Annotated in this window: 11 protein-coding genes and 1 other RNA gene; 11 read left to right on the top strand and 1 reads right to left on the bottom strand. The window is 66.0% G+C overall.

The features are described 5' to 3' along the window. Positions 1-10 precede the first annotated feature (10 nt). Both ARC78_RS08470 and rnpB read left to right on the top strand, forming a co-directional pair. On the top strand, positions 11-892 hold the full coding sequence (locus ARC78_RS08470) for an alpha/beta hydrolase (RefSeq protein ID WP_054658868.1): 882 nt from the start codon (positions 11-13) through the stop codon (positions 890-892). Positions 893-938: 46 nt separating this feature from the next. Continuing rightward, positions 939-1,291, top strand: an RNA gene (gene rnpB / locus ARC78_RS08855) — RNase P RNA component class A. Positions 1,292-1,489: 198 nt separating this feature from the next. Here the strand turns inward: rnpB and ARC78_RS08465 are convergent. Continuing rightward, the gene (locus ARC78_RS08465; RefSeq protein ID WP_054658867.1) at positions 1,490-2,260 is read right to left on the bottom strand and encodes an NRDE family protein; all 771 of its coding nucleotides are present in this window, start codon (positions 2,258-2,260) and stop codon (positions 1,490-1,492) included. A 329-nt stretch (positions 2,261-2,589) separates the two neighbouring features. Between ARC78_RS08465 and mraZ the strand changes: the two genes are divergently transcribed. Genes mraZ through murG form a run of 9 tightly spaced genes read left to right on the top strand, consistent with a single transcriptional unit; the run spans position 2,590 to position 12,540 of the window. Further along, positions 2,590-3,036 (top strand): division/cell wall cluster transcriptional repressor MraZ, encoded by a 447-nt coding sequence (mraZ, locus tag ARC78_RS08460; protein ID WP_054658865.1) that lies wholly within the window; start codon positions 2,590-2,592, stop codon positions 3,034-3,036. Between the two features lie 14 nt (positions 3,037-3,050). After that, entirely contained in the window at positions 3,051-4,019 is a 969-nt protein-coding gene (rsmH, locus tag ARC78_RS08455; RefSeq protein ID WP_054658863.1) for a 16S rRNA (cytosine(1402)-N(4))-methyltransferase RsmH, read from the top strand. Continuing rightward, positions 4,016-4,279, top strand: coding sequence for a cell division protein FtsL (gene ftsL, locus ARC78_RS08450; protein WP_054658861.1), 264 nt, complete (start codon positions 4,016-4,018; stop codon positions 4,277-4,279). The genes rsmH and ftsL overlap by 4 nt, the downstream gene beginning before the upstream one ends. Next, positions 4,276-6,138 (top strand): peptidoglycan D,D-transpeptidase FtsI family protein, encoded by a 1,863-nt coding sequence (locus ARC78_RS08445; RefSeq protein WP_057506086.1) that lies wholly within the window; start codon positions 4,276-4,278, stop codon positions 6,136-6,138. The genes ftsL and ARC78_RS08445 overlap by 4 nt, the downstream gene beginning before the upstream one ends. Continuing rightward, the gene (locus ARC78_RS08440; RefSeq protein WP_057506085.1) at positions 6,135-7,670 is read left to right on the top strand and encodes a UDP-N-acetylmuramoyl-L-alanyl-D-glutamate--2,6-diaminopimelate ligase; all 1,536 of its coding nucleotides are present in this window, start codon (positions 6,135-6,137) and stop codon (positions 7,668-7,670) included. The genes ARC78_RS08445 and ARC78_RS08440 overlap by 4 nt, the downstream gene beginning before the upstream one ends. Next, entirely contained in the window at positions 7,667-9,061 is a 1,395-nt protein-coding gene (locus tag ARC78_RS08435; RefSeq protein ID WP_057506084.1) for a UDP-N-acetylmuramoyl-tripeptide--D-alanyl-D-alanine ligase, read from the top strand. The genes ARC78_RS08440 and ARC78_RS08435 overlap by 4 nt, the downstream gene beginning before the upstream one ends. Next, positions 9,051-10,136, top strand: coding sequence for a phospho-N-acetylmuramoyl-pentapeptide-transferase (gene mraY, locus ARC78_RS08430; RefSeq protein ID WP_054657671.1), 1,086 nt, complete (start codon positions 9,051-9,053; stop codon positions 10,134-10,136). Before ARC78_RS08435 ends, mraY begins: the two co-directional genes overlap by 11 nt. Then, a complete protein-coding gene (ftsW, locus tag ARC78_RS08425) occupies positions 10,136-11,443 on the top strand; it encodes a putative lipid II flippase FtsW (RefSeq protein ID WP_054657669.1) in 1,308 nt (435 codons plus the stop codon). The genes mraY and ftsW overlap by 1 nt, the downstream gene beginning before the upstream one ends. Further along, on the top strand, positions 11,443-12,540 hold the full coding sequence (gene murG / locus ARC78_RS08420) for an undecaprenyldiphospho-muramoylpentapeptide beta-N-acetylglucosaminyltransferase (protein ID WP_054657667.1): 1,098 nt from the start codon (positions 11,443-11,445) through the stop codon (positions 12,538-12,540). Before ftsW ends, murG begins: the two co-directional genes overlap by 1 nt. Positions 12,541-12,562 lie beyond the last annotated feature (22 nt).

The raw sequence follows: 12,562 nt of genomic DNA, 5'->3' as shown, positions 1-12,562 counted from the left end.
AGGAGGGAGTATGTGGTTGGCTTGGTTGAAGTTCGCATTGATCGCCGCATCGCTGGTTTCCACCGGATGCACGTGGCGGGTGCGTGAATCCAACATTCTGTTCCCCCGTGCATCGGCAGGTGCCGACGTCGCGGCGCTGCAGAACGCTTTCCCGGTCTATACGCCGGAAGAGTTCTATTTGCAGATACCTGACGCCCGGTTGTATGGGGTGATGTTGTTGCGGCCGGACGCCAGGGCAACGGTGCTCTATTTCGGCGGCAACGGCTATCGCATTGCCAAGGATGCGGAAAACACTATTCAGGCCTATGGGTCGCTGCCGGTCAATCTGGTGCTGGTGGACCATCGCGGTTATGGCGCCAGTAGCGGCGTGCCGTCGATGGACGATCTGATGGCGGATGCGGTACGGGTCTACGATCACGTGATTGCGGAGGCGGCGTTGTCCGCGCTGCCGGTGGTCGTGCATGGGCACTCGCTGGGCAGCTTCATGGCCGGTCATGTGGCCAGTGAGCGCACGCTCGCGGGGCTGGTGTTGGAGTCCACCGTGACGACAACGGAGGACTGGACGCGCTTTCTACGCTCCAGGCAGCCGTGGTGGGCCAAGGCGCTGGTGTGGCGTGTGGTGCCTGAGGGGAGCTTGGCCGGGCGGGGCAACCTCGGTGTGGTGTCGGCGTTGAATGAGCCGGTGCTGTTCGCGGTCGGTGCAGCAGACACCGTGACCGCGCCAGCTTTTTCGCGGCGACTTTTTGATCTGTGTCCGCTGCCTGCTTCACAGAAGACACTTCTTGAAGTGGCGGGCGCCTCACATCAGTCCGTCACTCGGACGGTCGAGTTTCGCGAGACAATGCTCAGATTCGTGGACTCGCTGGGTGAACCGCAGGTGCTTTCGCCTTGAGCGGTCAATGTGTGTGGATGCTTGAACGTGCGACAATGCGCGCGGCGGAGTCGGCCAGACAGTCGCGTCATCCTTTCGGGGATGCCGAGGAAAGTCCGGGCTCCACAGGGCAAGGTGCCAGGTAACGCCTGGGCGGCGCAAGCCGACGGAAAGTGCAACAGAAAGATACCGCCGAACGGTCCTTCGGGATGCGTGGTAAGGGTGAAATGGTGCGGTAAGAGCGCACCGCGAGTCTGGCAACAGACCGGCACGGCAAACCCCACCTGGAGCAAGACCAAATAGGGACCTAATGGCGTGGCCCGCGTCGGGTCCGGGTAGGTTGCTTGAGCGTATCGGTGACGGTGCGCCTAGAGGAATGACTGTCCACGACAGAACCCGGCTTATCGGCCGGCTCCGCCACTTTCCTCTCGTGCCTGCGCAAGCTCGGCTCTGCCCGATCCGCGGCGTCCGTGTTGGCGGGCTGCGCATGGCACCGGCATCCAGGTGCCGCTGTGATTCTGCCGGTGAGGCTTGCCCGTCGACACAGTTCTTGGTCGTCTTTCGGCATTCCATATATACGGAATGCCGGCGGATGCGGCCCTCCCCGTGCCGGTTTTGTCATTCTCCGGCGAGCGGAATCTCCAGTCGCGTTTCCCCGGTGAACCGGCCGTGCGGGCCGAAGCGGCGCTCGTGGATGAAGCCGCGGCCGTCATAGTCGATGGCGATCACGGTGCTGGCGCGTGTGCCGTAGTCCTGGCCGCGGATGAAGGCGGGCGCCAGGCGCCGCTCCAGCTCCAGTGGCATCCCGGTTGCCGGCAGCTCGGCATCGGCGGGCTGATGCTCGTCGCCCAGTGCGCTCCAGATCGGGTCCAGCGTGGTGCCGCTGCTGGCCACCCATCCTTCAACGGCATTGGCCAGGCGCCGGGTCTTCGGCCAAGGGGTGTCCGGGGCGCCGTTGGACATGCTGTGGATGCCGGGCGTCAATATCCGTGCCGCCGGCGGATGGTTGCCCAGATAGCAGCAGGTGTCGGCATCTGCCACCAGCAGGTTGAACGGGGCGAAGGCCGGGGCGCGGGCGGCAAGCGCGTTCGCGTAATGGCTGGCGTTTCGGGGATCGGCCAGATAACCGGCAATCAACTCGCCGCGCGAAGGTCCATCGGCCTGGGCGCTGGGGGTACGCACATTGGTGACCACGGCGGCATGGCCGTGCAGGTTGACCCCCATCCAGCTGCCACCCGAGCGCAGGTCGCGTCCGGCGATCACGTCGGCCTGTGGTTCCGGCCAGTGCTGCAGGGGGGCGGCCGGGCGTGCATGGAATTCATCGCGGTTGCCGGCCATCAGCAGGCGCCAGCGGGGATGGCATTTCCAGGCAAGGGCGACAAGGCACATGGCGCCAGTGTGCCGCGTCGCGCAGTTTCCAGCCATCCCAGGCTGAATGGTGGTGTAGTTGGCGGTCGCTTTTCACGCGATCTCTACAGTGCTGAATTTTATGAAAATCTTAAAATTTGAAATGAAACAGCCACTTGTGGATAAACCTTGAACAAGTCTCTAAACATCGCCGCAAACCATTGATGCGGCTGACGATTTTGTGTGTGGAAAGTTGTTGACAACCGGATGGCCACTGCTAAGGTGGGCATCAGAGGGAAAACCGGGTTTTTTGTGGTTTTTCGTGGTTCAATGATTTCCCCATACGCAAGCAGACGAACGGGTGCATTCGGGTGTTTCAGGGTGAGACGGCCATCACGGTTGACGACAAGGGACGCATGGCGGTGCCCACCGCCTACCGCGACCTGGTCGCGCGTGCCAGCGGCAACCGTCTTGTGCTGACCTACAACCCGTTCGAGGCCGGTTGCCTGTGGTTGTACGCAGAGCAGGAGTGGGAACGGGTGCGGGACGATGTGATGGCCAAACCCAATACCCAGCGCGTGGTGCGCACCCTGCAACAGAAACTTGTCGGTTCCGCTGCCCATCTGGAACTGGATGGCAACGGCCGCATCAGCCTTCCGTCGAGCCATCGCAGCGCGGTGGGCATTGAAAAGAAGGCGGTATTGATGGGAATGGGTGACAAGTTCGAATTGTGGAGCGAGCAAGCGCATCGCGCACTGATCCAGCAGACGTTGTCTGACGAGGATCTGGGCGATGGGCTGCTCGACCTGAAGTTGTGAGCCGGGGTGCCCGGGTGCGCGGTCAAGCGCAAGCCGGTCACCCTCCGGTGTCGCAGCCGCCGGCGGCTCATCTGCCGGTGCTGTACACCCAGGTCCTGCAGGGCCTGAGGGTGATCGAAGATGGTACGTATCTGGATGGCACGTTCGGTCGCGGCGGTCACGCCGGCGGCGTGCTGCGCCTGCTCGGTCCGAATGGACGCCTGCTGGTGATGGACAAGGATCCCGATGCTATCGCCGTGGCACAGCGCGATTTCGCGCCGGACCCGCGCGTGGCGATCTACCGTGGCAGCTTCGCCGATCTGTTGAACTGGGACGAAACCGCCGCCGGTCTGGACGGTGTGCTGTTCGATCTGGGCGTGTCCTCGCCGCAGCTGGACGTGGCCGAACGCGGTTTCAGCTTCGGCAAGGACGGTCCGCTGGACATGCGCATGGACCCCGATTCGGGCGAGAGCGCGGCGCAGTGGCTCAACCGCGCCGAAGAGCGCGAAATCGCCGATGTGCTGTTCAACTATGGCGATGAGCGGCAGAGCCGCCGCATCGCCCGTGCGATCGTGGCCCGCCGCGCGACTCAGCCGTTCAGCCGCACCGCCGAGCTGGCCGAGCTGATCGCCTCGGTGATGCCACGCGGCAAGGACAAGATCCACCCGGCCACGCGCAGCTTCCAGGCCATCCGCATCCACATCAACCGCGAATTGGCCGACCTCGAGTCCGGGCTGGAGGCGGCGATGGCGCGGCTCAAACCCGGTGGCCGGCTGGCGGTGATCAGCTTCCATTCGCTGGAAGACCGCATCGTCAAGCAGTTCATGAACCACCACGCCAAGGCGCCGCCGGCCAATCGCCGTCTGCCCGAAGCCAGTGTGTTCGTGCCGACGCTGGATCTGATCGGTGGTGCGATCAAGGCCGAGGACGACGAGCTGGCAGTCAATCCGCGCGCGCGCAGCGCGGTGCTGCGCGTGGCCGAAAAACGTGAGGTGGCCGCATGAGCCGCCTGCTGCTGATCGTGCTGCTGGCCTGCACCATCGCTTCGGCGATCGGGGTGGTGTTCATGCGCCACCGCCATCGGCAGCTGTTTGTGGAACTGTCGCGGCTGGAACACGCCCGCGACGAGCTCAACATCGAGTTCGGCCGTCTGCAGCTGGAGCAGGCCACGCTGGCCCAGGCCACGCGGGTGGACCAGGAGGCGCGTGGCCGTCTCGGCATGAAATTTCCGGAAGCCACCGACATCGTGGTGATCCGCCCATGAACCCGCCCGTGCGCAACCGCAATCGCAGCCAGTTCAACCTGCGTACCCGCATGTTGATGGTGGGCGCTGGCCTGGGTCTTTGCGCGGTGGCGCTGGTGGGCCGTGCGGCCTATGTGCAGCTGGTCAACAGCGAGTTCTACCAGCGCGAGGGCGAGGCGCGGTTCCTGCGCGAAGTGCCGATCGCCACCTCGCGCGGCATGATCACCGACCGCAATGGCGAGCCGGTGGCGGTGTCCACGCCGGTAGCCTCGATCTGGGTCAATCCGCAGGAGCTGCTGCGCGCGCCCGAACGCATCCCCGAGCTGGCGCAGGCGTTGTCGCTGTCGGCCGACGAGCTGACCTCCAAACTGACGCAGAAGGCCGACAAGGAATTCATGTACCTGCGCCGGCGCATGAATCCGGACGTGGCCGAGCAGGTGGTCGCGCGGAAGATTCCCGGCGTGTTCTCGCAGCGCGAGTTCCGTCGCTATTACCCGCAGGGTGAGGCGATGGCGCATGTGCTGGGGTTCACCAATATCGACGACCACGGCCAGGAAGGCCTGGAGCTGGCCTTCGACGAATGGTTGCGTGGCAAGCCCGGCGCCAAGAAGGTGATCCGCGACCGCAAGGGCGCGATCGTGGAGAGCATCGATCTGGTGCGCGCCGCCGAGCCGGGCAAGGACCTGACCCTGAGCATCGACCGCCGCATCCAGTTTTTGGCCATGCGCGAGCTGCGCAATGCGGTCACCCAGAACAAGGCGGCTGGCGGCTCGATCGTGGTCATGGATGTGGCCACCGGCGAAGTGCTGGCCATGGCCAACCTGCCCACCTACAACCCGAACTCGGTCGGCGGCGCGACCCCGGACACCCGGCGCAACCGGGCGGTGACGGATCTGGTCGAACCGGGCTCGACGATGAAGCCATTGACCATCGCCACCGCCTTGCAGAACCAGGTGGTGACACCCGATACGGTCATCGACACCAATCCGGGCTACATGTCGCTGGGCCGCTACACCATCCGGGACGTGCCGCGGAACAACGGCGTGCTCAACGTCACCGGCGTGATCACCCGCAGCTCCAATATCGGCGCGGCCAAGATCGCCGCGCAGATTCCGGACCAGGTGTTCTACAACTCGGTCCGTGCCTTTGGCTACGGCGCGGCACCGGGCAGTGGTTTCCCCGGCGAATCCTCCGGGCTGGTGCCGGTGCCGGGCAGCCCCGGCTGGTATGGCACCACCAAGACCACGATGTCCTACGGCTATGGCCTGAGTGTGACGCCGCTGCAGATCGCGCAGGCCTATTCGGCGCTGGCCAACGGCGGCCAGGTCATCACACCGACCTTCGTCAAAGGTCAGCGCAACGAGGCACGGCAGGTGCTGGATGCGAACGTGGCGCAGGAAGTGGTGCGGATGATGGAAACGGTGGTCACCAACGGCGGCGCCAAGCAGGCGGCGATCCTGGGCTACCACGTCGCCGGCAAGACCGGTACCGCGCGCAAGAACGGTCCACGCGGCTACGAGCGCGGGCACTACAACCTTCTGTTCGCCGGCGTGGTGCCGGCCACCGCACCGCGCTTTGCCGCGGTGATCGTGGTCAACGACCCACGCGGCGCGCTGCAATACGGTGGACTGGTGTCCGCCCCAGTATTCCACCATGTGATGGAGGGCACCCTGCGGCTGATGGACGTGCCGCCGGACGACATCCAGTCGTGGCTGGCCGCGCAGGCCGCCGGCAAGGTCGGTGGCAAGCCGGGCAGCAGCGCCGTGCCCCTACCCATCCCGCAGGATGCCGCCGATACTCCCAACGCCACCGCCGAATTCGACGCCGCACTGCCCAGCGCCAGTGCCCAGGTACCTGCCACCACGGAGGTACGCCAGTGAGCCGCACCATAAAGCTGTCGCAGTTGTTGCCCGATCTGCCCCTGGCACAGGACCCGCAGATCAGCGGTCTGGTGCTGGATTCGCGCCATGTGCGCGCTGGCGATGCGTTTGTGGCCATTGCCGGTTTCGGCGCGCACGGGTTGGGTTTTGTCGAACAGGCCAGGGCCGCCGGTGCGGCCGCGATCCTGTTCGATCCACCGGCGCCGGCCGAACTGCCGGCCCCGGCCGATGCCATCGCCGTGCCCGACCTGCGTTCGCGCCTGGGCGCGATGGCCGACCAGTTCCACGGCCAGCCGTCGCGGGCGATGACGATGGTGGGTGTCACCGGCACCAATGGCAAAACCTCGACCGTGCAGCTGCTGGGCCAAGCCTGGCAGCTGCTGGGCATTGTCAGCGGTTCGATCGGCACGCTGGGCGTGGGCCTGTACGGTGATGTGGTGCCGACCGGCTTCACCACGCCACTGGTGTTGCAGATGCATGAAGTGCTGGCCCAGCTCCGCGATGACGGTGCCAGGGCGGTGGCGATGGAAGTCAGCTCGCATGCCCTGGACCAGGGCCGTGTGGATGCCGTGCATTTCGATGTGGCGGTGTTCACCAATCTCACCCGCGACCATCTGGATTACCACGGCAGCATGGAGGCCTATGGCGCGGCCAAGGCCAAGCTGTTCCATCGTCCGGGCCTGAAGGCGGCGGTGATCAATCTGGACGACGCGTTCGGCCGCGAACTGATCAGCACCTTGGCGACCGGCGTGCAGGCCATTGGCCTGAGCTCGACCGGCCAGACCGGTGCCACGGTCTGTGCCGAAAACCTTGTGCTGGACGGGCAGGGGCTGGGCTTCGATCTGCTCATCGGCAATGAACGCCATGCGCTGCGCTCGCCGCTGCTGGGCCGCTTCAACGTCGACAACCTGCTGGCGGTGGCCGGTGCGCTGCATGGTCTGGGCCAGCCGGCGGCGACCATCGCCCGCGTGTTGGGCCAGCTGCAGCCGATCCATGGCCGCATGAACCGCCTCGGCAGCCAGGGCGAGCCGACCGTGGTCATCGACTATGCCCACACCCCCGATGCGCTGGAACAGGCGCTGCGCAGCCTGCATGGCCATCTCGATGGCCGCCTGCTGTGCGTGTTCGGTTGCGGTGGCGAGCGTGATACCGGCAAGCGGCCGCAGATGGCGGCCATTGCCGAGGAACTGGCCGACGTGGTGTTCGTCACCGACGACAATCCACGCGGCGAAGATGGCGACGTGATCGTCGCCGACATCATGGCCGGGTTCGCCGTGCACGGAGGCACAAGTGGTGCGGTCGCAGGACGCGAAGGAGCACCACGCCTTGCCGAGATCAACGTGGTGCGCGATCGCGCCCGCGCCATCGGCGCCGCGGTCGCGCAGGCCGGCCCCGGCGACATCGTGCTGGTCGCCGGCAAGGGCCATGAGCCGTATCAGGAGATCGCGGGCATCAAGCATCCTTTCGATGACACCGAAGTGGCTTCGCGCGCGCTGCAGGCACGTTCGGCGAACGGGGAGGTGAACGCATGAAGCGCACCCCGCTGTCGCTGATCGCCCATTGGGCCGGCGGCGAAATCCATGGCGATGACGTGAGCATCGACGCTGTCGGCAACGATACCCGTACGCTGGCGCCGGGCAGCCTGTATGTGGCGCTGCGCGGCGAGCGTTTCGACGGCCACGCGTTTGCGGCCGATGCGCTGGCCGCCGGGGCCGGCGCGCTGCTGGTCGACACCCTGCAGCCGCTGGACGTGCCGCAGGTCGTGGTTGCCAACACCGAGCTGGCGCTGGCGAAAATCGCCGCGGCCATGCAGCAGGGGCGCGACACCGGCGTGTTCGCCATCACCGGCAGCAACGGCAAGACCAGCGTCAAGGCACTGCTGCTGGCGATCCTGCAGCATGTCCAGGCCGTGGAACAGCGTCAGGTCTACGCCACTCCCGGCAACCGCAACAACGAGATCGGCCTGCCGCTGGCGGTGATCGATGCGCCGGAAGATGCCGACTACGCCGTCTACGAGATGGGTGCCGGCAAGCCGGGTGATATCGCCTATCTCACCGACATCGCCCGTCCGCGCTACGCGCTGGTCAACAACGTGGCGGCCGCCCACCTGGAACGCATGGGCAGCCTGCTCGGCGTGGCTACCACCAAGGGCGCCATCTACGCGGCGCTGCCGGAAGCGGGCGTGGCGGTGATCAATGCCGACGATGCGTTCGCACCGTTCTTCGAGCAGCATTTCCTCGGTACCCCGGTGCGCTGCCAGGTGCTGCGCTTCGGCCTGGAACACAGTGCCGAAGTGCGTGCCACGGAGATCGTGCTGGCCGCCGAGGGTTCGCGCTTCACCCTGGTAACACCGCAGGGCCAGGCTGCGGTGGCACTGCAGTTGCCCGGTCGCCACAACGTGCTCAACGCGCTGGCCGCCGCTTCGCTGGCGCTGGCCGCCGGCATCGCCTTTCCCCAGGTGGTCGAAGGCCTGGCGCAGGCGCGTCCAGTGGCCGGCCGACAGATCGCCCACACGCTGGCCACGGGTGCGGTGCTGATCGATGACAGCTACAACGCCAATCCCGGCTCGCTGGCTGCGGCGATCACCGCGCTGGCCGCCGGCAAGGACGAGGGCTGGCTGGTGCTGGGCGACATGCGCGAACTGGGCGAGGGCGCGCAGGCGCTGCACGCGCAGGCCGGGCAGCGCGCCCGCGAGGCCGGCATCAAGCGGCTGTACACGCTGGGACCGCTGAGCGAGGCGGCCTCGAAGGCGTTCGGCGAGGGCGGGCGTCATTTTGACAGCCATGCTGCGCTGGCTGCCGCGCTGCAAACCGAACTTCATGCTGGCGTGCGTTGCCTGGTCAAAGGCTCGCGCGGCAGCGCCATGGACAAGATTGTGACCACGCTGCTGCAGCGTGGCGAGGACACACCGCATGTTGCTTGAACTGGCCCGTTGGTTGCAGCAGCTGGACGATCTGTTCCGGCTGTTCAACTACATCACTTTCCGCGGCATCCTGGCGGCGCTGACCGCGCTGTCGCTGTCACTGTGGCTGGGACCGGCGGCCATCCGCCGCCTGGCACAGCTCAAGGGGGGGCAGCCGATCCGCAAGGATGGCCCGCAGTCGCATTTCTCCAAGGCTGGCACGCCGACCATGGGCGGCGGCCTGATCCTGACCACGGTGCTGATCTCGGTATTGCTGTGGGGCGATCTGCGCAACCGTTACGTGTGGCTGGTGCTGGCGGTGATGCTATGCTTCGGCGCGATCGGCTGGTACGACGACTGGATCAAGATCGCCAGGCGCGATCCCAATGGCCTGAAGTCGCGCTGGAAGTACCTGCTGCAATCCATTTTCGGTCTGGCCGCGGGCCTGTTCCTGTTCTACACCGCCGACGTGCCGGCCGCGCTGACGTTCTACATCCCGATGTTCAAGTCGATCGCGCTGCCGCTGGCGGGCGTCAGCTTCGTGACCATCGCCTACTTCTGGATTGTCGGCTTCTCCAATGCGGTCAATCTGACCGATGGCCTGGATGGCCTGGCGATCATGCCGACGGTGTTGGTGGCCTGTGCACTGGGCGTGTTCGCCTACGCCTCGGGCAACGCGGTGTTCTCCAGCTACCTGCAGATTCCGCAGATCCCCGGCGCCGGTGAGCTGGTCATCATCTGCGCGGCGATCGCCGGTGCCGGTCTGGGTTTTCTGTGGTTCAACACCTATCCGGCGATGGTGTTCATGGGCGATGTCGGCGCCTTGGCGCTGGGCGCGGTGCTGGGCACCATCGCGGTGATCGTGCGCCAGGAACTGGTGCTGGTGATCATGGGCGGCGTGTTTGTGATCGAGACGCTGTCGGTGATGATCCAGGTGGCCTCGTTCAAGCTCACCGGCAAGCGCGTGTTCCGCATGGCGCCGATCCATCATCACTTCGAGCTGAAGGGCTGGCCGGAGCCGCGCGTGATCGTGCGCTTCTGGATCATCTCGGTGGTGCTGGTGCTGATCGGCCTGGCAACCTTGAAGGTGCGCTGATGGACGACCACTCGCGTCAGGCAACCCGGCTCGAAGCCATCGGCGGCAGCTACGACAAGTGGCTGCTGGGCGCGGCCGTGGCGCTGGCGTCGATCGGGATCGTGATGGTGGCGTCCAGCTCCATCGCGCTGACGCAGAGTCCGTTCTACTACCTGACCCGCCACCTGCTGTTCATCGGCATCGGTGTGGTGCTGGCGGCGGTGGTGTTGCGGGTGGAGTTGAAGGAAATCGAGAAGTACAACCAGCTGCTGCTGCTGGGCTGTTTCGCCCTGCTGATCGTGGTGTTCATTCCAGGCCTGGGCAGCAGCGTCAACGGCGCGCAGCGCTGGATCAACCTGGGCGTGTCCAAGTTCCAGACGGTGGAGGCGGTGAAGGTGCTCTACATCGTTTGGCTGTCCAGTTATCTGGTGCGCTTCCGCGACGAGGTCAACGCCACCTGGCTGGCGATGCTCAAGCCGGTGGGCGTGGTCGGCGTGCTGGTGGTGCTGCTGCTGCTGCAGCCGGACTTCGGTTCCTCGATGCTGCTGCTGGGCATCACCACCTGCATGCTGTTGCTCGGTGGCGCCCAGATCAAGCGCATCATCCTGCCGGTGCTGCTGATGCTGCCGGCGCTGGTGCTGCTGGTGATCTTCGAGCCGTATCGCATGCGCCGCGTCACCTCGTTCATGGATCCATGGGTGGACCAGCTCGGCTCGGGCTACCAGCTGTCCAACGCGTTGATGGCGATCGGCCGCGGCGAATGGACCGGCGTCGGTCTGGGCGCCTCGATCCAGAAGCTGAACTATCTGCCCGAATCACACACCGACTTCATCTTCTCGGTGATCGCCGAAGAACTGGGCTTCCTGGGCGTGTGCACGATCATCGTGCTGTATGCGCTGCTGGTGGGGCGTGCGTTCTGGCTGGGCATGCGCTGCATCGAGATGCGCCGTCATTTCGCCGGCTATATCGCCTTCGGTATCGCGCTGTGGATCGGCCTGCAGACGTTCGTCTCGATCGGCGTGAACCTGGGCATGCTGCCGACCAAGGGACTGACGCTGCCGCTGATCTCTTCCGGTGGTTCCAGCGTGATGATGACCTGCGTGGCGATGGGCCTGTTGCTGCGCGTGTCCTATGAATACAACCGCGCGGTGCGTCGCCAGGAAGTGCGCGAGGACATCGATCTGGCCGATGCCGTCATGACTGAAGCGCCACCGGCCGGCGAACCGGCCACGGCAACGGCCATTGCCGCGGCCATGCAGACCGGTGCCTCGCGCGGTACCAGCCGCATGCCGCAGCGGGTCGAACCGACCTTCGGGAGGATCGCCTGATGGTCGCGCCGAACGCCTCGCAGGACGCACGCCCGGTGATGATCATGGCCGGCGGCACCGGTGGTCATATTTTCCCGGGTCTTGCGGTGGCCAAAGTGCTGCGCGAGCGCGGGATTCCGGTGACCTGGCTGGGCGCCGAGGGCGCGATGGAAACCCGGCTGGTGCCGCAGCACGCTATCCCTATCGATACGCTGGCCATCAGTGGCCTGCGCGGCAAGGGCAAGCTGGCTCTGCTGGGCGCGCCGCTGCGGGTGATGCGTGCGATCCGCAGTGCCGGCTACGTGCTGCGTGACCGCAATCCACGCGCGGTGGTGGCTTTTGGTGGTTTCGCCTCCGGCCCGGGCGGCATGGCCGCGCGCCTGCATGGCCTGCCGCTGCTGGTGCACGAACAGAATCGCGCACCGGGTATGACCAACCGCATCCTATCGCGCTTTGCGCGCCGTGTGCTGTCGGGTTTCCCGGGCAGCTTCGCCGGTGGCCGGGAAGAAGTGGTGGGCAATCCGGTGCGTGCCGAGATCGCCGCGTTGCCGGCGCCGGAGCAGCGTCTGACCGGCCGCATCGGACCGATGCGGGTGCTGGTACTGGGTGGCAGCCAGGGGGCGCGCGCGCTGAACAATGCCATGCCCAAGGCCCTGGCCGCGCTGGGCAACAGCGTCGCCCTCGAGGTCTGGCACCAGTGCGGTGAGAAGCTGCACGAAGAAGCCCTGCACGCCTATCGCGCAGCGGGGGTGGAAGGCCGCGTCGACATGTTCATCACGGACATGGCGGCCGCCTACTGCTGGGCCGATCTGGTGGTGTGCCGTGCCGGCGCCTCGACCCTGGCCGAATTGTGCGCGGTGGGGATCGGCAGCGTCCTGGTGCCGTTTGCCGCCGCGGTGGACGACCACCAGACCCACAACGCCGAATACCTGGTCGAACGCGGTGCCGCCGAGCTGCTCAGGCAGGACGACGCGCTGGCGATCAATCTGGAGGACGTGCTGCGCACGTTGGCCACCAATCCCGCCGGACGCATGCAGATGGCGCACGCCGCGCGTGCGCTGGCCAAGGTCGATGCGGCCGAACGCATCGCAGACATCATTCTTGAGGAAGCAGTATGAAAACGGCATCGCGCCCCCGCGC

It is taken from the genome of Stenotrophomonas pictorum JCM 9942 (assembly GCF_001431585.1).
Classification (GTDB): Bacteria; Pseudomonadota; Gammaproteobacteria; order Xanthomonadales; family Xanthomonadaceae; genus Stenotrophomonas; species Stenotrophomonas pictorum.
This window is presented reverse-complemented; position numbering and strand designations above follow the sequence as displayed.

What these genes read in the sequence shown, in the direction of transcription:
- ARC78_RS08470 (WP_054658868.1), top strand. Translation starts at nt 11, where the DNA reads ATGTGGTTGGCTTGGTTGAAGTTCGCATTGATCGCCGCATCGCTGGTT.
- ftsW (WP_054657669.1), top strand. Translation starts at nt 10,136, where the DNA reads ATGGACGACCACTCGCGTCAGGCAACCCGGCTCGAAGCCATCGGCGGC.
- ARC78_RS08465 (WP_054658867.1), bottom strand. Translation starts at nt 2,260, where the DNA reads ATGTGCCTTGTCGCCCTTGCCTGGAAATGCCATCCCCGCTGGCGCCTG.
- murG (WP_054657667.1), top strand. Translation starts at nt 11,443, where the DNA reads ATGGTCGCGCCGAACGCCTCGCAGGACGCACGCCCGGTGATGATCATG.
- ARC78_RS08435 (WP_057506084.1), top strand. Translation starts at nt 7,667, where the DNA reads ATGAAGCGCACCCCGCTGTCGCTGATCGCCCATTGGGCCGGCGGCGAA.
- mraY (WP_054657671.1), top strand. Translation starts at nt 9,051, where the DNA reads ATGTTGCTTGAACTGGCCCGTTGGTTGCAGCAGCTGGACGATCTGTTC.
- ARC78_RS08445 (WP_057506086.1), top strand. Translation starts at nt 4,276, where the DNA reads ATGAACCCGCCCGTGCGCAACCGCAATCGCAGCCAGTTCAACCTGCGT.
- ftsL (WP_054658861.1), top strand. Translation starts at nt 4,016, where the DNA reads ATGAGCCGCCTGCTGCTGATCGTGCTGCTGGCCTGCACCATCGCTTCG.